Source organism: Hymenobacter jejuensis (assembly GCF_006337165.1).
GTDB lineage: Bacteria > Bacteroidota > Bacteroidia > Cytophagales > Hymenobacteraceae > Hymenobacter > Hymenobacter jejuensis.
The window spans coordinates 826,543-849,461 of sequence record NZ_CP040896.1; the positions used below are offsets into that span (position 1 = coordinate 826,543).

Here is a 22,919-nt window from a genome sequence, read left to right on the forward strand (position 1 = left end):
ACCACTCTGGTAATCAGAGTGGTTTTTTTATGCGCTTCATTAAACGCAGCTATGGCAGCCGCATCTATGGACTACTTCCTGAGTCATCATCTTCTATCAGTATTCCTGTATGAAAATTAACCTCTTCAAAACCCTGACGCTGACTTTGTTTGTGCTGCTAAGCGGCCTGAGCAGCCAAGCGCAGGAAGGAGTTCAGGGCCGTTGGGGCAACAAGCCAGGGCGCAAAGAAGCCGCCGCCTACGTCCGCCAGAATGTTCTGCCCGTTGTGCGCCAGCAACGCCTGAAGCTGGAAGAACAGCTTTCTGCCGCCGACAAGTCGCAACTGGCAACGTATCGCACGCAGTTGCAGCAGGTGCGCGAGCGCGGTAAAGCCTTGCGCCAAAGCCTGCGGCCAGCCGCTGCGGCAGCCAACACCCCTCGCGCTGCCCTGACCGATGCCCAAAAACAGCAACTGCAACAACTGCGCACCGAAAGCCGCGCGGCGATGCTGAACGTGGCCCAACTGGCGCAGAAATACGACGCCAACATAAGCAAGCTAGCGCAGGAAGTCGAGCCGCAGAAAGCCAAGTGGACAGCTGATCTGCAAGCGATTGCCGGCAAATATGCTCCTGCCAGCGACCAGCCTAACCAACTGGCCCGTACGGGCAAGGGCAGGCACAAAAACGGTGCTGGGCGCTTTTTCCGACCGGCCGTGTTTCTGCTCATGGACCCTAACGCCCCGCAACAAAGCGACCGCGCGGAGCGACTCGGTGCCGATTCTAACGTGTATCCGAACCCTGCCGTCGTCACGAGTCAGCTGGAATACAGCGTAAAAAAAGCCGGCCCGGTAACGATCGATTTGCTGGACAGTCGTGGCAACACGCTGCGCACAGTGCAGCAAAGCCAACAGCAGGAAAAAGGTCCGCAAACCCTATCGGTGAACGTGGGCGACTTGCCTTCGGGCACTTACTACTACAAAATCACGACACGCGCCGGCTCCGAAACCAAGCGCTTTGTCAAACAATAATCCACCGTTCAATGCGTAGAAAGCCAGCCCGGCTCCGGGCTGGCTTTTTTGTTGTGCCCGAGCCAAGCGGCCGGCGCTTATCTTCGCAGTATGCTTCGCTCCTTTTTCACTTGGCTTTTGGTTATTTCTTCGGCTGCGCTCGTGGCGGCTTGCTGCGGCAGCGTAGCCTGCACTTGCCAGGATGCCTACGCCGATGCCGTCGTGTTTCGCTTTAACCTCGACCCCAGCAGTGCCAACCGGTTTCAGCCGGCGCAAGTCGATTCGGTGGTGCTGACGCGCTACCTCGTCACCAGCGATTCGGCAAAAAGCACACCCGATAAGGTGCGGCTGTATCGGCCCGTCGTCAATGCAGGCGACAGCATTTTGCTCAACAACAACGCGCCCTTTTTACAGACCGGCACGCGCAAGCTCAACTCGTATCGCTACGACATTTACCTGCCCCGCACCAAGGCCATTTACCACGTCCGCAACATCAACCTAGACGGCGACTTCGACGATGTAAACGGCTGCTGCACTTGCTACCGCAACAAGAAGAAAACCCTGGTCTTTCAGGGCAAGCCCTACGACCTCACCGATGCTACGGGCAAAAACCTGCTCAACCCGATTGTCATCACCCCATAAGCATTGGGTTCTGGCCTAAGCACAACCCGCTATTAATCATTATCTTAGCATAAACCCATTTTGCGCCCGGTTGCTGGCCGTGGCCGCTGCTGGGCGCAATAGCGTATAGAAGCCTGCCCTGGCGCACAGGGCAGGCGTTGAAATCAATTACGAAAACAGCGTGTTTTATTTTTGCTATGCTCAAAGAATCACCTGTTCCTCCGGTCATCGGGACCTTTCCGTTCAAGGCGACGCTCAGCCTCGAGCCGCTTATCGCGTACTGGCGCGAGCGTGAGTCGGATAGCAACCCCGGCGTAGCCCTGCTGGCGCGTTCCATCGGCGAGCAAGTGGCCGAAGCCGACTGGGCCCACGGCCCCATTTCCGACCTGGAAACCCTCAACTGCGGCTGCGACTTAGTGGAAACGCTGATGCTAGCGGTGTTTCCGCCGGCCTCTTTTTACTCTGATATCAGCGGGGTGATGGGTCCGTTTCAGCGCTTTAGCTTCTACCATACGCCGCGCTTTGGCGAAGTACTGCTCAACCCCAACAAAACGGTTAAGCAGCCGCTCAACGTAACGATGCGGGCGATGGAAGTGTACCTGACGCGGCTGGCGTATTTGCAGGTGCTGGAACAAATTTACGGCGTGCGGCTTCCGAGTCCGGGTACCATCATCTTCACCGTGCCCGACTACAGCATCGGCCTGTATCGACACTACGGCGTGGACTACAATCATAAGTTCTTGAAAGTGAGCTTAGTAGGAGAAAAGCCTGAACTTTCACCTGAACAGATTGACCAGCTGAGTCGCAACCTGCACCGCTCCGATTTGTGGCGGGAGCTGTTGCCGCCCGAAAAGTTTGAGTTTGTTGGGTTCAACATTGTGCATCTGGTCGATGTCACCGATCAGGAAATCCTGTCGGAGCTGAAATACGACCTGCTGGAGCGCGACGTGTTGCAGGCGTCCGACCGCCTGGAGCAAATTCAGGAGAAGCTGCGTGTACTCTTCAAGCGCCCGTTTTTACAGCTCGGCATTGCGGCTTACGACGAAAAGAAACGCGCCTTCGTGGATTTTGGGCGGAAGATTAACCACAGCTTTCTGACCAAGCAGATTCAGAACCAGGACGCATCCTCGGGCTTCCGCCAGATTTATCAGCGCCTGCTGCTCGACCGGCAGCCGTTGGTGCTCGAAGACGTGGAAAAGGCCGACATTCCGGAAGATCTGCGCCAGCAAATCTTGGATATTGGCATTCGCAGCGCCATTTTGGCCTTACTGCCCTACGGCGACGACACCGTGGGTCTGCTCGAACTCGGCTCGCCCAACACCGGCGATCTGAACGAGTTCTGTCTAGAGATGGTCAACCAGTTTGTGCCGCTGTTTGCCGTGGCCGTCAAGCGCAACGCTGAAGAAATCCAGACGCGCGTGCAATCCATTATCAAAGAGAAGTTTACGGCCATTCACCCCAGCATGGAATGGCGCTTCACCGACGCGGCACTCAATCTGCTGGAGAAGATAGAAGAAGGCAATAAAAACGCGGAGATGGAGGACATTGTCTTCCACGACGTGTACCCACTCTACGGCGTCTCGGACATTCGGGGCAGCAGCATTGCCCGTAACGAAGCCATCCAGAGCGACCTGATTGAGCACCTTTCGCTGGCCAACAAAGTCCTTAAAAAAGCCTCGGAGTTTCAGGCCCTGCCAATCTTAGACGAACTTAAGTTCTACGTTAACAAGAACTTACGCCGGCTCAGACAAGGCATTCTGTCGGGCGACGAGGTGAACATTCTGGAATCGCTGAAGCGCGAGGTAGAGCCGCTGTTTGAGTATTTGGGCCAGAATACGCCGGAACTCCGCGCCGTCATTGCCGATTATTGGAGCAACATCGACCCGGAACTGGGCATTCTGTACAAGCGGCGCAAGGCTTTCGAGGAAAGCGTCACGCTGCTCAACGACACCGTCAGCGACTACCTCGACGAAGAAGAAGCCAAGGCCCAGGAAATGTTTCCGCACTATTTTCAGCGGTTCAAAACCGACGGCGTCGAGCACAGCATTTACGTCGGCGCCTCGTTGGTAGAGAATAAGCCGTTTGACCTGGTTTTCCTGAAAAACTTGAGGCTGTGGCAGTTACTGGTCATGGTCGAGGTTACGCGCATCTCCAGTTCGCTCAAGCAACGCTTGGTAGTGCCGCTCGAAACGACGCAGCTTATCCTGATCCACAGCCAGCCGCTGAGCATCCGTTTCCGGCAAGACGAGCGGCAGTTTGACGTCGACGGCACCTACAACATCCGCTACGAAATCATCAAGAAGCGCGTCGACAAAGCGACCATCCTGGGCACGGGCGAGCGGCTTACCCAGCCGGGGCACATTGCGCTGGTGTACGCACAACAGCGCGACGCCGAAGAGTACATGGAATACCTTGACTATCTGCAAGATAGAGGCTTACTCGAACCCGAAATCGAGGAACTGGAACTGGAAGAGCTACAGGGCGTGAAAGGCCTCTTGGCCCTGCGCGTCAAAGTAAAATTGTAGCACCAGCACTTGCCGCCAAAACGCTGAAAAGCGTCAAATCATAACTGGTTAATAGTCAATTAATTATGATTTGACGCTTTTCAGCGTTTCCTCTTCTTTGCGCCACCAGAAGTGAAAGCCCATCCGCAGTAGAATTAGCCAAAACAACCCAGCGGCAAAGCCAGCCAGCACATCGGTGGCGTAGTGGACGTGCAAATACACGCGCGTCAGGCCGATAAGCACCGACCACGCCATGAGCAGCACGGCCCAGAGCGGGTGCTGCCGATGGCGCCATAAAATCCAGGCCAAACAGCCGTAAAAAGCCATCCCGATCATGGAATGGCCGCTGGGAAAGCTCAGGCCCATCTGCTGCAACAGGGCCGAACTAGGCCGCACCCGGTGGAAACTGCTTTTGAGCAGTTGGTTAAGCGCCGAGGCTCCTGCAACGGCCAAAAAAACTTCGGTGGCTTCACGCCGCAAGCCCCGCCACCACATCAGAGCGGGCACCACAAGGCCCACCATCACCAGAAAAGGCAGCGAAGCAAAAAACGTAATCACACCGACCCAAGCTGTGAGGCCCGGCTCATGCTGGCGCAGCGCATCCATCTGCGCAAAGCCAAACTGATCGAGCGCCGTGGAGTGCTCCACAAAAACCACCCGCGCCAAGTAAAAGAACGCGAGCAGGGAGCTGACAAACACGAGCCCCACCAGCAGTACCTCCGCCGTCAGGATTTCGAGCAGCGCCAGAAGCCGCCGGGCTTGTTTCATAACTGGGAGCGTTGGAAGAAGCGGAAAACTTTGTACTACGGGAAGCTGACGGAAACGAAAAAAGCCGACCCTTTGGGGTCGGCTTTCGTGGTGCGCTCGGAGAGACTCGAACTCTCACACCTTTCGGAACTGCCGCCTGAAGACAGCGCGTCTACCAATTTCGCCACAAGCGCAACTAGAGGCCAAAAGACTGATTTCCCGTTTGGAGGTGTCTTTTAACGCTGCAAAGATACAGGCGGCGCGCAATTTCTGACAATGCCGCCCGAAAAAAATTACCCAAAGCCAGGGTTTGAACCCCGTTATAACTGTTTCTCAACTGGTTGCGCAACGGCCCGAAACCGCTTTTTTACCACATCCTCCAAGCGCCGCAACATAGGAATGGCAATAACGAGCCATACGGCCCCAGCCGTGAAGCCCGCAATCACGTCGGTGGCGTAGTGCACGCGCAGGTATACCCGCGTAATTCCGATCAGCAGAATCAGCACCACCAACCCTGCCGTAAGCGTCCAGCGTAGCCAAGCTGAGTGCCGCACGTGCGTTTGTACCAGGTAAATCAGGAGGCCGTAAAAAGTAGCGCTGATCATGGCGTGACCGCTGGGGAAGCTCAGGCCCGTGGCCGACACCAACGGCAACAACGGGCGCGGCCGTTGATAGAAGTTTTTGAGCACCAGATTGAGCGAAATACCTCCCAAAGCCACCACAGGCACCATAAGCGTATACCACCGATGCCGGCGCAGCAACAGAAAATACCCAACTAGGGCGAGTGCTGCCACTACGATAAAATTGCGGGAAGCAAAGAAAGTGACGCCTTCTACCCACTGCTGCCGCTTAGCGCCCAGCAAGTGCTGCGCCCAACCAAAAGCGTTGGCATCAAAGGTTGCGGCGTCTTGGTCGAACACCTCACGACTCAGCGCCAGAAAAGCCACCACGCCTAATACGCCCAGTATCAGCGTGATCGCAAATTCGGTCAGAAACAGCGTAAACCCGGCCAGCAGGCGACGAAGGGCGTTGGTCATAAGTGGGGCATATGCTTTAGCTTGCGCCAATACGAGCGCTATGCGAAGCTGCTCCTACAACGCAGCAAACGGCCTGGGCGTTTTTGCAGGCTCACTTTGACCACTCCTTATGCCCCTTCCCGATGCCGGCTTCGACCGGGTAGCGACTTTTTACGACCCGCTGGCCCGGCTGGTATTTGGCCGGGCGTTGCAACAGGCGCAGCGCGCAGCGTTGGATGGGCTGCCGCCTGGCTCACCCAACGTGCTGATCATCGGCGGGGGCTCGGGCTGGGTATTGACGGAGGTGCTGCGCCGGCGGCCGACCGCTCGGGTAGTGTACTTGGAGGCGGCTCCTGCCATGTTGGCCAAATCGCGGCGGCTAATGCAGCAAACGCTACCCGGCTTGTTGGGGCAAGTTGAATTTCGCTTGGGCACCGAAAATGCGCTGTTGCCAACCGAGCAGTTCGACGCGCTGATCACGTTTTTCCTGCTGGATTTGTTTGAACCCATTCGGACGCGCTCGCTTGTGCATCGCCTCTACGAAGCTCGCAATCCAAGTGCGCCGTGGCTGCTAGCCGACTTCTATCCGCCGCGCTGGTGGTGGCAGCGGCTGTTGCTAAGCACTATGTATCAGTTCTTTCGCCTTACCACGGGCATCAGTGGCCGGCAACTACCGCCGTTTCGGGAGGAAATGGCCAGGCTGGGGCTGCACATTCAAAAGCAGCAGTTTTTCTACGGCGGCTTAGTAGAGGCCGCGGTCCTGAACGAGGGCCCGGCAACGTAAGTGCGATCAGCTCTTCGCGGAGCTGTCTCCGTCGGGGCAGTAGCCCGTGCAGCTTAGCTCTTGGCAGAAAAGCAGTTGGCTCAAAAGCCAAATCACTATTTTCGGCCCGTTCTTACCGTTTCAGCTTTTTCTTACTCATTTCTTATGCGGAACCCGGCCGCGACGCTCCTGCTCGCCTGCGCACTTCCTTTTGCCTGTACCCTGAACACTCTTGCGCAAGCACAAAGTCCTGTGCAATACACAGTTGCCTTCCCGAATGCCGTACACCACGAAGCGCAGGTCACGGCCGTTTTTACCGAGGTAAAACCGGGCACTTTGCAAGTCCGAATGGCGCGCAGCTCTCCGGGCCGCTACGCGCTGCACGAGTTTGCCAAGAACGTGTACAATGTGCAGGCGACCGATTCAAAAGGTAAAGCCTTGTCTATCAGCCGCTCCGATCCGTACAGCTGGGACGTAAGCGGCCACGATGGCACCGTGCGCTTCACCTACACTCTTTTCGGCGATCGCACCGATGGCACGTACGCGGGCATCGATTTTCAGCACGCCCACCTGAACATGCCCGCTACGCTGGCCTACGCGCGCGGTTTAGAACAGCGCCCTATTGAGGTTCGGTTCGACGCGCCCGCGAGCTGGCAGGTGGCTACCCAACTACGCCCCGATGGCAAAGGCACGTACTTCGCGCCGCATCTGCAATACCTGATGGATAGTCCTACTTCGCTGGGGGCGCAAAAAGTGCGTTCGTGGCAGGAACAAGGACGCACCATCGAAATGTCGGTGCTGCACGACGGCACCGATACCGAGCTGGATGCCTACGTCGACCAAGCCAAGAAGGTAGTGAAGGAAGCCGCTGCCGTGTTTGGCGAGCTGCCAGCCTATGATTTCGGGCGGTATACCTTCGTGGCCAACTACTTGCCTGGCACCAGCGGCGACGGCATGGAGCACCGCAACTCCACCAGCATCACGAGTGCCCGCCCGCTGCGCACGGGTGCGCTCGATAACCTGGGCACGGTTTCGCACGAGTTTTTTCACTCCTGGAACGTAGAGCGCATCCGACCTAAGTCCTTGGAGCCCTTCGACTTCGACCGGGCCAACATGAGCGAAGCGCTGTGGTTTGCCGAAGGCTTCACGCAGTACTACGGCGACTTGCTGCTTCGCCGCGCGGGCGCCTTCACCGACAAACAATACTTGGAAGAAGTAAGCGGGCTGGTGAATGCGATGGTCAACTCGCCGGGTGCGCAGCAATACTCGCCCGTGCAGATGAGCCAACAAGCGCCGTTTGTGGATGCGGCCGTGAGCATCGACCCCAACAATCGCTCAAACACCTATCTATCATACTATTACATCGGGGCGGTGAATGCGTTGGCACTGGATATGCTGCTGCGCCAGAACTACAAAACCGACCTCGACGCCTTCATGCGCGCGGTGTGGCAGCAGTACGGCAAGCCCCAACGCGACTACGCGCCCGAGCATCCCTACACCCTTCCCGATTTGCAGCGTGTGCTAGGCCAGGTTAGCCGCGACACGGCTTTTGCCGGGCGCTTTTTCCGGCAGCACCTGCTGGGGCATGAGCAGCTCAAGTTCGACGAGCTGCTTGCTCCAGCGGGACTGGTGGTACGCAAAGCCCACGCCGGCCAAGCCAGTTTGGGCCTCAACCGCCTCACATTCAACCCCGACAGCACCGTTACGGTAGCCGGTACCACCATCATCAGCAGCCCGCTGTACACGGCCGGCCTCGACCGCGAAGACCAAATCACGAAGCTTGACGGCCAACGTATCATGAACCGCAAAACGCTGGTTGATCTGCTGGCAAACCACAAGCCCGGCGACGTGCTTCCGGTAGAATACCGCTCGCGTGGGCAGCAGCGCACGGCTCAGGTAACGCTGGCAGAAGATCCGCTGGTAGAGGTCGTGCCTTATGAAACCGTTAAGCAGCCGCTTACCAAAAAGATGAAGGCTTTCCGCGCAGCATGGCTAGGAAGCAAAGCAAAATGACACCGCATAACTAATTGACAATCAATACCCTATTAAGAAGAAGGAAAAACTACTAGTAGGCAGCAACTTGTAACCGAGAAACTGCCTCTCAACGTTACCGGGGAATTATTCCCCGCCGACAAGCCTTACGAAAGCACCGAACCCACGACTTCCTGCTAGCGGGTTTCGTATCTTAGCAGAGCAAACTTCTTTTCCTGCCTCATTTATGTTGCGCTTCCTCTATAGTACTGGCTTGTTGGCGTTGCTGGTTTTGGCCCAAGCTGGGTCGGCGATGGCCCAATCGGCGCCGGTTTCGGCCGCTGAGCCTGCCCCGGTGGGGCTGAAAGCACCACGGGTTTCGTACAGCCTCAATGCCGGCGCTATGTTTGCAGGGCGCTATGGATCAGCCACTTACCTCAGCCCCACGGCTTCTTATCGCCTCACCGACCGGTTTCACCTGTTTGGAGGCGTCACGTACCTCCACTCCATGCCGGGTACGGCTTTTTTTCCGGCGGAAGGCAGTCGGTTGGCGGGCATGACGATGGGCACGAACCACTATCTGGTGCAAGGGGGCGGCACTTACGCCCTCAGCGATCGGGTAGCCCTCACTGGCAGCGCTTGGAAAGACCTGTCCAATATGCCGGCAGCGCGCGGTTTCAGTCCGTATTCGGGCCTGGGCAATATGGGATCGGGCGTGAATCTGCGGGCCGATTTTCAGGTTACGGAGCACCTTTCCGTGTCGGGCGGCGTGCGGGTTTCGAATGGTTATACGCCTGGTTTGCTTGGCTCACCTTACGCCCCGTTTGGCTACTAGGCTCGCTTCTTGCATTTCTGTTTTTATCAAATTGGCCTGGGCAAAATGCCCGGGCTTTTTGTTGTGTTGGAAGTGAGTGGCGTAGCTTGCACGTGATGCGCTTCGGCGTTGCCAAATTACCTATAACTGTTTTACTACCACTGCTACCGAGTTCATAATCTGGCAGTTACATAGCTTGACTTTTTTCTTCGCATGGCCAAAACCCACTTCGTTCGCAACGAAAACCTGAAAACCATTCGCCCCGGCTACCCTGGCAACAAGATGATCGGGCGCGAATTCTGCAACGGCGACACGCTTTATGAGCCAAGCTTCAGCACCGTTTTTCGCTGGAAAGTGCTGACCGAAAACCCGCAGAAGGAAGAGAAAAAGCGCGACACGTGGGCACCCACCGTGGTGCCTTGCACCGAGTTCTTCAACTCCACCGACGACATGCTGGTGTGGCTGGGCCACGCAACCTTTTTGCTGCGCGTAGCCGGCGCGACACTGCTTTTCGACCCGGTCCTGTTCGATTCGCCATTTCTGCGCCGGCGGCATCCGCTGCCCTGTCAGCCCGAAGAATTGCAAAACATTGATTATCTGCTACTTAGCCACGGTCATCGAGACCATCTTGACGAGAAATCCATGCGACTGCTGGCTCGTCAAAATCCGCAGATGCAGGTCCTGACCTCGTTGCAGATGACTCCGCTGCTGCGCGACATGGCCAAGGGCTTGGTGGTGCAGGAAGCCGGTTGGTGGCAACAGTATAATCTGCGGCCTGACTTGCCCTTGGAAATCAGCTATTTACCGGCCTCACATTGGCATCGGCGCGGCCTCAACGACCTGAACCGGGTGTTGTGGGGCAGCTTCATGATCCGGACTGCTGACCACCGCACGATCTATTTTGCCGGCGACAGCTCCTTCGCCGACCATTTTGAAGAAATCGAACAGCAATTTGGCCCCATCGACATCGCCATCGCGCCGATTGGGGCGTACAAGCCGGCCTTCATGATGCAGCTGAGCCACGTCAATCCGCACGAAGCGGCCAAAGCCGTGAACATTATGCGGGCCGGCCACGTCGTGCCCATGCATTACGGCACCTTCGACCTTTCCGACGAGCCCGCTTCCGAGCCCCTGCGCCTCCTGCAAGAAGTAGCCGCTGGCGGCATGCTTCGGGGCGAATTGCACGCGCCGGCCGTGGGCGAAATCATGCGCTGGCCAGACTGGGAATAAGGGAAATGTCGGGGGCAGAATGCTGAATGTTGAATTGCTGGTTAGCTTTGATGTTACGTTCTGCCTGAGAGTACCCACAGGCGATCGGTGAGGCCCTGTGCAGCCTCGTTTCAGATGTAACACTCCACATTCCCGTTTCCGAATGTCCCCCACCCTTGTACTGAGCCTGATTGCGGGCTATTTCACGGTTCTGGTCATCATTTCCATTCTCACCTCGCGCAAAGCGACCAGTGAGAGCTTTTTCGTGGCCAACCGCAACGCCCCGTGGTACATGGTGGCGTTCGCCATGATCGGGACCTCGCTTTCCGGCGTCACGTTCATTTCGGTGCCGGGCATGGTGTACTCGCAGTCGTGGAGCTACATGGCGGTGGTATTTGGCTATATCGTTGGTTATCTGGTGATTGGCACGGTGCTGATGCCTCTGTATTATCGCTTGCAGCTGGTTTCGATCTATACCTACCTGGAGCAGCGATTCGGGTTTTGGAGCTACAAAACCGGGGCGTTTTATTTTCTGGTTTCGCGGGCCGTGGGCGCGTCTTTTCGCCTGTTTCTGGTGGCGGGCGTGTTGCAGTTTGCCGTGTTCGATCAGATGGGCGTGCCCTTTGCTGTTACGGTAAGTGTCAGTATTCTACTGATTTACCTCTACACCTTCCGCGGCGGACTCAAAACCATCCTCTGGACCGATGCTTTCCAAACGATGGCGATGCTGCTGTGCGTTGGCGTAAGTATCTATTTGATTTCCAGCGAATTGAATCTGGGGTTCAAGGAAATGGTGCAGACCGTAAAGAACAGCGATATGGCGCGCATCTACTTCTCCGACCTGAAGGACGACAAGTTCTTCTGGAAGCAGTTTGCGTCGGGAGCGTTCATTACCATCGTCATGACGGGCCTCGATCAGGATCTGATGCAGAAAAACCTGAGCTGCCGTAATCTCGCCGATGCGCAGAAAAACATGTTCTGGTTCACGATTTCGCTGGTGTTTGTAAACATCTTTTTCCTGTCGCTGGGCGTGTTGCTGTACAAATTTGCCGCGGCCAAGGGCATTCAGTTGCCGATGAACGACGCCGGTAAAGTAGTGGGCGACAATGTGTTTCCGCTGCTGGCCACCGAGCATTTCACGCTGTTTGCGGGCATCATTTTCATCTTGGGCATCATAGCCGTAACCTATGCCTCCGCCGACTCGGCCCTGACGGCGCTCACGACGTCCTTCTGCGTCGATTTTCTGGACATCAAGCGCTTTCCCGAGCAAAAGCAAACCCGGATGCGCCAGCTTTCGCACTTTGCGTTTTCTATCGTCCTGATTATCATCATCTTGATTTTCAAGGCCATCAACGACCAGAGCGTGATCACGGCAGTATTTAAGGCGGCTGGCTACACGTATGGGCCGTTGTTGGGCCTGTACTCGTTTGGCATTTTTACGCGCCGTAGCCTCACCGACAAGCTGGTACCGTACATCTGCCTGGCGACGCCCATCATCACGTATATCATCAACGCCCACTCGAAGGAGTGGTTTGGTGGGTATGAATTTGGGTTTGAGATCCTGATCCTGAACGGGTTACTCACCTTTATGGGGCTGCTGGCAATTTCACGGCCGCGGGTCGCGGAGTTGAACCCAGCGCGCTAAGCGTTGTTAACGAAGACGGCAGTCGGCGCGGGTACTTGTGCGTACCTTTGCAGTGGGTTGCCTGAGGCACCTCGCTGACCTATGAAACATCTGTTCTTCATTCTTGGGCTCGTAGCTTCGGGCGCCACCGCACAAGCCCAAACGCCGGCCACTCCGCCCGCCAAGCAGCCCATCGAACTGAAGGCAGGCCACATGCAGGCTCAGGCCAAACCGGCGGCCAACCGGCCCGACGTTCCCCCGCAATTTCCGGGTGGCGCGCAGGCCATGAACGACTTTTTTCAGCAGAATGTAAAGTATCCGGAGGCCGCGCGCGTCAAGCAGGTTAACGGCAACGTGGTAACGGCTTTCACCATCCAACCCGACGGAAAACTTGCGAACCTGTCGGTGGTAACGCCGCTCACGCCAGAGTGTGATGCAGAAGCCCTGCGCGTGCTCAAGCTGATGCCTGCGTGGAAGCCCGCCACCCGCAAGGGCGAACCCGTGGCCGTGCAGGCTCGGCTGCCGGTACCGTTCGGCAACTCGACCAACCTGAAAGTGGAGAAGGCAAAAACCAAAACCAAGTTTGAATAATTGATAAACTAACCCGTTGTTGGATAGCACCTTACGTTAGCTCAACAACGGTCCCGATTACATAAACAGCGGGCGGAAACGCGTTCCCGCCCCTATCCGACTATATGGCCAGAAGTGGATTGAATACGAGTGGCAACGTCGGCAGCGACGTGCCAAAAGTCAAACTAACCAAAGAGAGTTTTCAGCGGAGCCTGCGGATTTTCCGTTACGTGCTGCCGTACCGCGTCAAATTTATTCTCGGCATGGCGCTGCTGGCCTTGTCGAGCGGCACGTTCATGGCTTTTCCGTGGGTAGCCGGCAAACTCGTGGACGCCGCTAACGGCAAGCGCGTCACCACTCCCGGCGGTATCACCTTGGATATCAATCGGATAGCTTTGGTGCTGTTTGGCGTTATTCTGATGCAGGGGATTTTCTCCTTCGGACGCATCTACTTTTTTACGCAGGTCAGCGAATTTACCGTGCGCGACATTCGCAAAGCGCTGTACAATAAGTTCATGACCTTGCCGATCCCGTTTTTTGAAACGCACCGCGTCGGCGAAATCACCTCGCGCATCACCTCCGACGTGGGGCAGATTCAAGACACCTTTTCGCTGACGCTGGCCGAATTTTTCCGCCAGATCGTGACGCTCGTCGTCAGCACCATCTTGATTATGGTGGCCTCGGTGAAGCTGTCGCTGTTTATGTTGGCTACGTTTCCGGTACTGGTACTGCTCGCCTTTGTATTTGGCCGCAGCATTCGCAAGCTGGCCAAAACCACCCAAGACGAGCTGGCCAAAACCAACGTCATCGTGGAAGAAACGCTGCAAGCCATCAACACAGTGAAAGCGTTTACCAACGAGCTGTTTGAAGTCGGCCGCTACAATTCATCGCTGAATAAAGCGGTGAAGGCGGCTTTGCAGAGCAACCTCTACCGCGGGGCTTTTGTGTCGTTCGTGATTATTGGCCTTTTCGGCGGCATTATTCTGGTGCTGTGGCGTGGTGCTTCGCTGGTTTATGCGGGCGAACTCACTCAGGGTCAATTGGTTTCGTTTATCATCTACACCGCCTTTATTGGCGCCTCGGTGGGTGGCTTGGGCGAAATGTACGGCAAGGTGCAAAGCACGCTGGGTGCTTCCGAGCGCATTCTGGAAATCCTGGGCGAGCCGAGCGAACCTACGCACAAGCCGCGCATCGCGGGTATAGCTCCGCTATCCGTTCGCGGCGATATTGACTACCAAAACGTGGCTTTCCGCTATCCGACGCGTCCTGATCTGGCCGTCCTGAAGGACATCAACTTTGAGATTCAGGCCGGTGAAAAGATCGCGCTGGTTGGGCCTAGCGGGGCGGGTAAGTCGACTATCGTACAGCTGCTCATGCAGTTTTACGAGCTAAGCGGCGGTAAAATCCTGATCGACGGCCGCGAAGTGCGCCAGTACGACCTCACCGAATTGCGTCGCCACATTGGCATTGTGCCACAGGAAACCTTGCTTTTCGGCGGAACCATCCGTGAAAACATCGCCTACGGCAAAACCGACGCCACCGACGCCGAAATCACGGCTGCCGCTCGCAAAGCCAATGCTTGGCAGTTTATTTCCTCCTTCCCCGAAGGCCTCGATACGGTGGTGGGCGAGCGCGGCATCAAGCTTTCGGGCGGGCAGCGCCAGCGCGTGGCCATCGCCCGCGCCATCCTGAAAAACCCGGCTATCCTGATTCTCGACGAAGCTACTTCCTCTCTCGATTCGGAGTCGGAAAAGCTGGTTCAAGGCGCTATGGACGAGCTGATGCAGAACCGCACCAGCATCATCATCGCTCACCGCCTTAGTACCATCCGCAAAGTCGATAAGATCTTGGTGATCGAAGGCGGCCGCATCGTCGAGCAAGGCACCCACGACGAACTGAGCCACAACGAAAACGGCCTGTATGCGAATCTGCTGAAGTTGCAGTTTGAGTTGAGTTAAATAACGGTACAAAGTTGTAAGGCTGAGGGCAATCGCTACTTTTAGATAGCATTGTCCTCAGCCTTTTCTGTATGTACAATATCTCCATAGCTTCTAAGCACCTCAGCTATCGCTTTCGCCGCACCAGCTTTGAGCTAGGTCCGGTTGGAATTATAGGGGCTACAATTCTGCTGTTGGTAACTACTTTTCTACCAAGCCCTTCCGTTTATGCGTTCTGGCCAGAGCCTCCCATTCGGCTACCATTCTCAACTCGGTCTATTTGCTCGCTCAGGATGGGTGTACAGAGTACTATCTCTTTGGTTAAGCATGGCCGGGTATTTTTCTCAATTGACGACAAATACCAAACGGCTGTTATTGAGAAGGTTGCCAAGCAACACGGCGTTCAACTCAGCGCAACTCAAATGGCCGAATTGCAGCAGTTACCTTACTTGGGGCTGGACTTTCGCAAGCTCCCCAAAGTTTTGTCGCTAACTCGCTTCAAGCGCTACGACCTACTGAAAGCTGGGATACCAGCAAGTTTAGCTAACAACCAGCTTTCGGAGTGCATTGAGGCTGCCGAGTCCATCGTTATGGACAAGACAAGCAGCAAACCTGATATCTATATTCGAGCCGATGCTGGCATGCCGTACGCGCAAGTAAAATGGCTTTGGGGTTTCTTTTAAAGAAAAGGAATAACCCGTTTCTACCTTGTTGCCGAAGCGAAAGAACGCGTATGGTTATAACGTTACCCAAAAGAAGAAACAACCGTTCACTGCCCTGTTTAGTAAGTAGGTGTACTCATCAAGTCACTCCTAATATCAATCTTTGATTATCCAAGCCCGCCAGGTCACAATGTCAGCCGACGAATACGTGGCTGTCAACTACGAATTATGGCGTCGGCAGCCCCGCACGCGTCGGCTTAACTGGCTGCTTTACATTGCGTTGGTATTGCTCACAATCAGCTTAGTGTTAGGCATTTGGCAATATGTGCGCAACTCGGCAGCGGAAATTTCCTGGGGTTTTGTGCCGGTGTGGGCGCTAGCGGTGGCGTTTGCAATATGGCGGCCGTGGCAGGTGAAGCAGTTGTTGCGGCGCGGTTATGCCCAAAACGCCGGCTTACACCAACCCATTGATTATCAATTTGATACAAAATCGATCAAAGGTAGCAGCGTAGCAGGCACTTTTGAAACGCGTTGGAAGGCCTTACACCATGCCGTGTGCGTGGGCGATTGGCTGTTGCTTTATCCGAGTCAAGTTGCTTGTTATTACGTAGATACGCGCCGCGTTATCGGGCCAGCCACACCGGATGATTTGTTGGAGCTGGTGCATGAGCAAGGGCTGGCGGTGCATTAAAAAGTGGCTGGTTGGGCGATTTGCGTATTTTTACCCATCCAATTTTCCTTTTACCCCACTCTTTTTATGACAACTTCCCTCGTGAAGACTTCCCGCACCTTAGGCGCAACGCTCGTATTGGGCAGCCTGCTGCTATCTGGCCGCGCTGAAGCTCAGATCACTACGCCCCAGCCTAGCCCGTTGAGCACTGTTACCCAGCGTGTGGGCCTCACAGATATTACCATCACGTATTCGCGGCCGAGTGCGAAGGGCCGTACCGTGTTTGGCACGGTGGTGCCTTTTGGCAAACGCTGGCGCACGGGCGCTAACGCCACTACCAAAATCAAATTTTCCGACGATGTAACCATCGAAGGCAAAAAAGTGCCGGCCGGCGAATACGGCCTCTACACCATTCCGAACAAGACCGAATGGATGGTGGTGCTCAACAAGAGCACGAAGCAAGGCGCTGACGTTGACGGCTTTAAAGACGACCAAGACGTAGCCCGTTTCCCAGCTAAGCCCTATAAACTGGGCAACAAAGTGGAAACGTTCACCGTCAACTTCGCCGACCTCACCCCTGCTACTGCCAACGTGGACATGCAGTGGGAACTGACCGGCGCCAAGTTCAAGGTCACGACCGAAGTCGATGCGAAAGTGCAGGCGCAGATCGAGGAAAAAGTAGTGAAGAACGCCAACGCCACGGCCAATGACTATGCGGCTGCGGCCGTATATTACTACGACAACAACAAAGATCTGAAGCAAGCCCTAACTTGGATTCAGAAGGCCAACGCCACCGATCCGAAGTTCTGGAACCTGCACACGCAGGCCAAAATCCAGATGAAGCTGAAGGACTTTAAAGGCGCTGTGGCCTCAGCCGAGCAATCGCGCAAACTGGCGCTGGAAGCCAAAAATGCCGAATACGTGAAGATGAACGAAGATCTGATCGCCGGTAACAAAGCACCAGCTGCGAAGTAATCCTGTCTTCTCGATAGTCAAAAAGCCCGCTTAGTAATCTAAGCGGGCTTTTTTTATGCCTTCCTGAGGCATCACCATCTGCACTACGGCAGCGATCAGCATCACCAGCGCACAACTGATGATGTTGTACCAGAGGTAAGCGATATCGGTGGTAAAGAAGAGCAAAAACGTGAGCGATTGGGTAAGAATGGCCGCTAAAAACACGGCTTTGCTGCCAATTCGCTTCATAAAAAAAGCAACCACAAAAATCCCTAGGATGGTGCCGTAAAACAGCGAACCGAGGATGTTGACCGCCTGAATTAGGTTTTCGAGGCGGGCGGCGAACAGCGCGAATCCGATGCCGAGCGTGCCCCATGTGACCGTAGCCCAGCGCGAGGCACTCACGCAAGCTGCTTCCGACAAATCGGGCCGCGACGGACGATATAAATCGACGATGGTGGTGGAAGCCAGCGAGTTGAGCCCCGCGGCGGCACTGCTCATGGCTGCACTCAAGACCACAGCGATGAGCAACCCCACCAGCCCGCGCGGCATGTAGTGCAGCACAAACGTCAGGAAAACATAGTCGGTGTCTTTGGCCTCGGCCGTAGGAATTGCCTTTTTGATAAGGGCCTGGGTGTCGGTGCGCAGGCCACCGTAGGCGGCGGTAGCCGCTTGCAGTTGCGTTTGAGCGACCGTTACTTGGGCAGCATTGTCGGAGCGCAAGGCCGTAAGCAGGTTGGCAGTAGCCGCACGCTTGGCGTTGAACAGGACGGTTTGCGTTTTCTCCAACGTACGCAAAGCCGGCGCAAACTCGGCAGAGCGTACCAAGTGCTCGCGGACAGGGCGGTTGAAGGTAATGGGAGGCTGATTGAACTGGTAAAACACGAACAAGAGCACGCCCACCAACAGAATCCCAAACTGCATGGGCACTTTTACCAACCCGTTGAACAACAGGCCCAACCGACTTTCCGCGGCGCTTTCGCCGGAGAGGTAGCGCTGCACTTGGCTTTGGTCGGTGCCGAAATACGACAGCGCCAGAAAGAGGCCGCCCGTCATGCCGGTCCAGAAGTTGTAGCGGTCTTTCGGATCGAAGCGGAAATCAACCAGATTCAGTTTTCCTTGATTACCAGCCACTTGCATAGCATCGCCAAACCCGACGCCGGGCGGCAGATAATGCACCAGCAAGTAGCCGGCTACCACCATGCCGGTAAAAATCACGGCTACCTGGCCTTGCTGCGTAACGGCCACGGCGCGGGTGCCTCCTGCCACGGTGTAGCTAATCATCAGGCCGCCAATGAGCCAGACAGTCAGGCTGACGTTCCAGCCCAGAATGGCCGATAATACCAGCGCCGGGGCATACAGCGACAGGCCATTGCTGAGCCCGCGCTGCACCAGAAACAGCAATGCCGCCAGCGTACGCGTGCGCCGGTCGAAGCGCATTTCGAGGTATTCGTAGGCCGTAAAAACGCGTAACCGGTGATAAATCGGCACCGCTACGGCCGCAATCAGCACCATGGCCAGCGGCAAGCCGAAGTAAAACTGAATGAAGCGCATCCCGTCGTCGTAGGCTTGGCCTGGCGTACTAAGAAAGGTGATGGCGCTGGCCTGCGTCGCGACGATGCTCAGGCCAATGCTGCCCCATTTGGCTTCGCGATTGCCCAGTAAGTAAGAATCCAGAGAATGGCCGGCGCGGTGGGTTCGCCAAGTGCCATATCCGACAATAAACAACAGCGTGCTGCCTAGTACCAGCCAGTCGAGAGCACTCACGCGAACCAGCGAGTTAAGACGGTGAATAGGATTATCTCTGCTGCCAAGGCCCCCAGCACCAACGCATACCAGCCGCGCCACGAGCTAAACAACGGCGGCTTCTCTGGTCCTGCATGCTCTTTGGTGGGCAACTTGTGCTTCATACCTGAAAAGTAGAGCTAATTCTCCTTTCCGCTATCCGAAGAGCCGAGCAAACCCGAAGTTGCGGAGCGCAGCCGACGTAGCTGAAACGGTGGTCGGGGCGTAATGAACGGTAAGCGGCTGAAAAGCAGCATAATGATGCCTACTATAAACCACGCAAACAGCACATCACTCAGAAAATGCAGTTCCAGCACCATTCGCCCGGCTCCTACGAGAAGCGGCAGCACCAACAAGGGCCAGCGATACTTGGGGTAGAACCACGCCACAGGCAAAAACATGCTGAGGTATATAGCCGCGTGGCTTGAAGGAAATGAGAAATCGAGCGTAGCAGTCTGCCAAAAGCCCGCGCTCTGCCAGAAGCCGGTATCGGTCATGCCATGCAGCAGAAATATATTGGGGCGCGGGCGCCGGAAGTAAATTTTCAGCAAGTTGACGGCTACTTCGCTGTTCACCCGCGTCAGCAAAACCAGCAAAAACACCCCGGCATTGGGCGAATGCAGCCAAAACCGCCCCAACAGAAATACCAAGAACAGAATGACATACCCCGCGGGCAGGTTTCCGAGGTTGCCAAAATAAAACAGCGCCTCAAACACCATATCAACGCCCGTGGTGAGCGTTGAAAAGAACGGTCGCAGTCCCTCGTGCTGATGCAGCCAGACTGCCAGCGGCCGGTCCAGCACCAAAAGTGCGACTAAGCCCAGCACACCGGTAGCTGCAATAAAGTACAGCAATTCGCGCCGCGGCGCTGGCTGAGGGTCCGCTGCCATTTACTTGCCCAGTGAAATCATGTTGGTCAGGAGGCGATAGGCACCGGGCACGCCAGCCGGCAATTCGCGGAAGAATGCCAAGCCGGTGTACATATAATGGCCTTTGCCATAAGCAGTTACCAGAATGGCGCTATCCTTGGGCTTTTCGCCGGGGTCGTTGCTGCTGATGATGGTTTGGTAGTGCGCGTCCCAGGAGCTGGGGTAATAGAGGCCCTGCTCCTGCACCCAGCCCTGAAAGTCGCGGCTGGTAATTTTGTTGGGCGTATTCAGCAAGGGGTTTTTGGGTTGCAGGAAACGGACCTCAGCATTTTCAACCGTTACGCGGTCATAAGAGAGCTTGAGCGGATACGGCCCGATTTCGGGCAGCACCACCCGCGAGTTGACGGTGTACTGTACGATGAGATTACCGCCTTGCTGCACATATTCCAGCAATACGGGCTGCAGAAAGCGCAACCGATCCAGGGTATTGTAGGCCCGAATACCCAGGAGCACGGCGTCGAAGCGACGCAGGTTGTCGGCGGTGAGGTCCGGCTCTTTGAGCAGCGTTACGTTATAGCCGATCTGGCGCAGGGCATCGGGCACCTCGTCGCCGGCGCCCATGAGATAACCTATTTCCTGGCCTTTGCGCTTCAGGTCCAGCTTCACGAGCGGCGCCACAGCCTCGGGGAAAAGCGTTTGCGTTGGAATGTGATTATACTGAATCGCCTGATAACCACGCGAGTACGCCTGTCCTTCGACGGTAGCCACGGCGCGCAGCTCGGTTTTGCCTTCGGCCGCGCCCGCGCCGGGCTGCACCCGAAACTGCACGGTTTGCTCCGCATCTTTGGCGGCCAGGTCGAAGCTAAAGCTGGCCGGCTCGGCTTTCCAGCCTGTAGGCAGCGTAAGCGCCAGCGTGCCTTTCACCCCAGCCTTGCCGGCGCGCAACGTCACGGGCACAGTCTTGGGTTGGTTGTCGGCAAAGACGTAGGCCCGGCCGCCGATGTTCACGGCTACGGGCGGCACGATGGTAAGCGGACGGTATTTTTCGCCTTCTACGGGGTCGGTGTTTTTGTATTGGACGGGAACGGTATACTCAACTACTTGACCATCAATCCCGAAGGTTAGCTTTACTTCCGATGCCGGATCATTTTCTGGTTTGCCCCGTCCCAATTGATCTTCTACGCTGTACATCCCCACAGTACCTTGGGTACGTAACCAGTAAGGTTGGGAAGCCAGTACAGCAGCACTAGGTAGCACTAGCTGCTTACGAAGCAAAAGCTGTCGGCCGCTGGTTAGCCTCATGTCTTTTACAGCTGAATCCTTTCCCGCGTATGCGATGCGCAGCAACTCAACAGCAGGGTTTTCTCTAGAAGCTTGAAAGCGGGGCGTTATCTCGATTGAAATGGGCACCTTATCGCCAGCTACTACTGTAGAAGAATTGGCCGTTGCCTCCAGGTAAAGCCCCAGTGAAGCACGAAGTAGCATCTTGACTTGCTCTTTTTTCTGCTGTACCCAAAACTCATCTTCGGATAGGCTTTTCGGCGTCAGGCTATCGAGAGCTTTTTGCACCTTCAACAACCCCGTTACGCTCGCCGCCGGATTGGCGGGGTCGTACTTCTTGATTACCTCATCGATGAGCTTGCCCACGGCCGCGCCGCCTTTTACGCGGTTCCAGCTCATATCTACGCCTTCGAACGGGTCTTTCGCGGCCTTTTCTCCTTTTAGCGGTTGGAAATATTCCAGTGCTTCACCACGCGTGGCAGCGGCCCCGAAGCCTTGGCTTTTGTGCTGCGAGCGGCTGCGGGCCGCGATTTCGCCGTAGCTCTGGCCGAGCAGGGCGTTGTAGGCCCCGGCATCGAGGCTGAGGTAGCCGCTCATGTCGTCGCCGGGTTTCACGAAGAAGCTGCCCGTGTTCCAAAGCAGACGCTTGGGCTGCCAGGCTTGCACGTATTTCAGTTGCTCCGGGAAACGCTTGGGGTCGCCGGCCGCGTCGAAAGCCTCAATAGCCAGCATGGCCGACGCCGTGTGGTGGCCGTGGCCAGCACGGCTGTCGGGCGGAAAACGGGTGATGAGCACATCGGGCCGCCGTTGCCGAATCACCCACACCATATCGGAAAGCACCTGTTCTTTGTCCCAGATGGTAAAGGTTTCTTCGGCCGTTTTGGAGAAACCGAAGTCGTTGGCGCGGGTAAAAAACTGCCGCCCACCGTCGATGCGGCGCGCGGCCAGCAGCTCCTGCGTCCGGATGACGCCGAGCTGCTCGCGCAGCTCCGGACCAATGAGATTCTGGCCACCGTCGCCGCGGGTGCAGCTCAAGTAACCGGTTTCAAGCAGCTTACCATTGGCCATGTAGGCGATAAGGCGCGTGTTTTCGTCGTCGGGATGCGCTGCTATATAAAGCACTGACCCTAAGATATTTAGCTTACGAAGCCCCAACGCAATATCGGCAGCGGAGTAGGATTTGGGCGTTTGAGCAAGGACGTTGATTGGCAACAGCAAGGCCAGCAGCGCAGCCCGAAAGAAGTTTAGGCGCATCAGAAGGTGTATTGAGGCGAAGAAGGTAAAGGTAGAAACAGAATGCGCTATGCCGCAGCCTTATCATCAGAGATGGCGCCCAAATGGTTCTTTGGATGAGTTTTAAGCCAATCAGCATCACGTCTTAGCTCAAACCCAGCCATTGAGCCTGATATCAGTTGGCCCCTTGAGACTAAATTTTTCAGTTGCATAGTCGGTGCGCCTAGAGTCGAGTGTTGTCTAACACCTTACCATTGGTTGGTATAAGTTATTCACTGACAAGTGCTTATCTCAAGCATAACTTACGGTGGAGTTGTACAATAATCTGCTTTGTCGCAAAGGAGAGTTAATAGCCCCGTATAATTGTCTTTATGCCTTATAGTAACTATCTGTATTTCAACCAAATACATTAAAACATGCTTTTTAGCCTATGCCTTTTTGCAATATTAATGAACTGCTATCTTCACTATCCGCACAAAAAATTATAGAAATCACCATATCCTTTATTATCTTCGTATAATCAATAAATTTCTAGATTATGCCATATTTATACCATCTTACTAAAGTACTTTTTGGATTAGGAGCACTCTTATTAGCAAGCACTTCCTTCGTCCGGGCTCAACAGTGCCCTATTCAGGCGGATGGTAGTGCAACTCCTTGTGAATATGGGGCCGAGAATGGAAACTGGGTTACCAGCGGCGGTA

The 22,919-nt window shown here is 55.6% G+C and carries 18 protein-coding genes and 1 tRNA gene; 13 read left to right on the forward strand and 6 right to left on the reverse strand.

Annotation, left to right across the window (positions count from 1 at the left end):
- Window positions 1-109: 109 nt before the first annotated feature.
- From FHG12_RS03185 to FHG12_RS03195, 3 genes are all read left to right on the forward strand, one after another.
- Complete coding sequence (locus FHG12_RS03185; protein ID WP_139514243.1) at window positions 110-1,006, forward strand: T9SS type A sorting domain-containing protein; 897 nt, start codon at window positions 110-112, stop codon at window positions 1,004-1,006.
- Between the two features lie 90 nt (window positions 1,007-1,096).
- Window positions 1,097-1,627: a hypothetical protein gene (locus FHG12_RS03190; RefSeq protein WP_139514244.1), complete on the forward strand. Its 531-nt coding sequence runs from the start codon at window positions 1,097-1,099 to the stop codon at window positions 1,625-1,627.
- Window positions 1,628-1,803: 176 nt separating this feature from the next.
- A complete protein-coding gene (locus FHG12_RS03195; RefSeq protein ID WP_139514245.1) occupies window positions 1,804-4,131 on the forward strand; it encodes a GAF domain-containing protein in 2,328 nt (775 codons plus the stop codon).
- Between the two features lie 63 nt (window positions 4,132-4,194).
- On the opposite strand, the gene FHG12_RS03200 is transcribed toward FHG12_RS03195, so the two are convergent.
- The 3 genes from FHG12_RS03200 to FHG12_RS03210 form a co-directional block, all read right to left on the reverse strand.
- Window positions 4,195-4,878 carry a phosphatase PAP2 family protein gene (locus FHG12_RS03200; protein ID WP_139514246.1) on the reverse strand — a complete coding sequence of 228 codons (684 nt, stop codon included), beginning with the start codon at window positions 4,876-4,878 and terminating at the stop codon, window positions 4,195-4,197.
- Window positions 4,879-4,966: 88 nt separating this feature from the next.
- A tRNA-Leu gene (locus tag FHG12_RS03205) sits at window positions 4,967-5,051 on the reverse strand.
- Window positions 5,052-5,177: 126 nt separating this feature from the next.
- A complete protein-coding gene (locus FHG12_RS03210; protein ID WP_139514247.1) occupies window positions 5,178-5,894 on the reverse strand; it encodes a phosphatase PAP2 family protein in 717 nt (238 codons plus the stop codon).
- Window positions 5,895-6,003: 109 nt separating this feature from the next.
- Here FHG12_RS03210 and FHG12_RS03215 point away from each other — a divergent pair, with 109 nt between their 5' ends.
- The 10 genes from FHG12_RS03215 (at window position 6,004) to FHG12_RS03260 (ending at window position 17,068) form a co-directional block, all read left to right on the forward strand.
- Window positions 6,004-6,657: a class I SAM-dependent methyltransferase gene (locus FHG12_RS03215; protein ID WP_139514248.1), complete on the forward strand. Its 654-nt coding sequence runs from the start codon at window positions 6,004-6,006 to the stop codon at window positions 6,655-6,657.
- 144 nt (window positions 6,658-6,801) lie between these two features.
- Complete coding sequence (locus FHG12_RS03220) at window positions 6,802-8,649, forward strand: M61 family metallopeptidase (RefSeq protein ID WP_230471271.1); 1,848 nt, start codon at window positions 6,802-6,804, stop codon at window positions 8,647-8,649.
- A gap of 205 nt (window positions 8,650-8,854) precedes the next feature.
- Window positions 8,855-9,442, forward strand: coding sequence for a hypothetical protein (locus FHG12_RS03225; protein WP_139514249.1), 588 nt, complete (start codon window positions 8,855-8,857; stop codon window positions 9,440-9,442).
- A gap of 192 nt (window positions 9,443-9,634) precedes the next feature.
- The gene (locus tag FHG12_RS03230) at window positions 9,635-10,651 is read left to right on the forward strand and encodes an MBL fold metallo-hydrolase (RefSeq protein ID WP_139514250.1); all 1,017 of its coding nucleotides are present in this window, start codon (window positions 9,635-9,637) and stop codon (window positions 10,649-10,651) included.
- 142 nt (window positions 10,652-10,793) lie between these two features.
- Entirely contained in the window at window positions 10,794-12,275 is a 1,482-nt protein-coding gene (locus FHG12_RS03235; RefSeq protein WP_139514251.1) for a sodium:solute symporter, read from the forward strand.
- 81 nt (window positions 12,276-12,356) lie between these two features.
- Window positions 12,357-12,845 carry an energy transducer TonB gene (locus FHG12_RS03240; RefSeq protein ID WP_139514252.1) on the forward strand — a complete coding sequence of 163 codons (489 nt, stop codon included), beginning with the start codon at window positions 12,357-12,359 and terminating at the stop codon, window positions 12,843-12,845.
- A 104-nt stretch (window positions 12,846-12,949) separates the two neighbouring features.
- Window positions 12,950-14,782 (forward strand): ABC transporter ATP-binding protein, encoded by a 1,833-nt coding sequence (locus FHG12_RS03245; protein WP_139514253.1) that lies wholly within the window; start codon window positions 12,950-12,952, stop codon window positions 14,780-14,782.
- 71 nt (window positions 14,783-14,853) lie between these two features.
- Entirely contained in the window at window positions 14,854-15,444 is a 591-nt protein-coding gene (locus tag FHG12_RS03250) for a hypothetical protein (RefSeq protein ID WP_139514254.1), read from the forward strand.
- A 169-nt stretch (window positions 15,445-15,613) separates the two neighbouring features.
- A complete protein-coding gene (locus FHG12_RS03255; RefSeq protein ID WP_139514255.1) occupies window positions 15,614-16,114 on the forward strand; it encodes a hypothetical protein in 501 nt (166 codons plus the stop codon).
- Between the two features lie 66 nt (window positions 16,115-16,180).
- Entirely contained in the window at window positions 16,181-17,068 is an 888-nt protein-coding gene (locus FHG12_RS03260) for a DUF2911 domain-containing protein (protein WP_139514256.1), read from the forward strand.
- A 30-nt stretch (window positions 17,069-17,098) separates the two neighbouring features.
- Here the strand turns inward: FHG12_RS03260 and FHG12_RS03265 are convergent, their stop codons facing one another.
- The 3 genes from FHG12_RS03265 to FHG12_RS03275 form a co-directional block, all read right to left on the reverse strand.
- Window positions 17,099-18,814, reverse strand: coding sequence for a sodium:solute symporter (locus tag FHG12_RS03265; protein ID WP_139514257.1), 1,716 nt, complete (start codon window positions 18,812-18,814; stop codon window positions 17,099-17,101).
- Window positions 18,815-18,972: 158 nt separating this feature from the next.
- The gene (locus FHG12_RS03270; protein ID WP_139514258.1) at window positions 18,973-19,722 is read right to left on the reverse strand and encodes a phosphatase PAP2 family protein; all 750 of its coding nucleotides are present in this window, start codon (window positions 19,720-19,722) and stop codon (window positions 18,973-18,975) included.
- Window positions 19,723-22,236 (reverse strand): PIG-L family deacetylase, encoded by a 2,514-nt coding sequence (locus tag FHG12_RS03275; RefSeq protein ID WP_139514259.1) that lies wholly within the window; start codon window positions 22,234-22,236, stop codon window positions 19,723-19,725.
- Window positions 22,237-22,919: the final 683 nt, after the last annotated feature.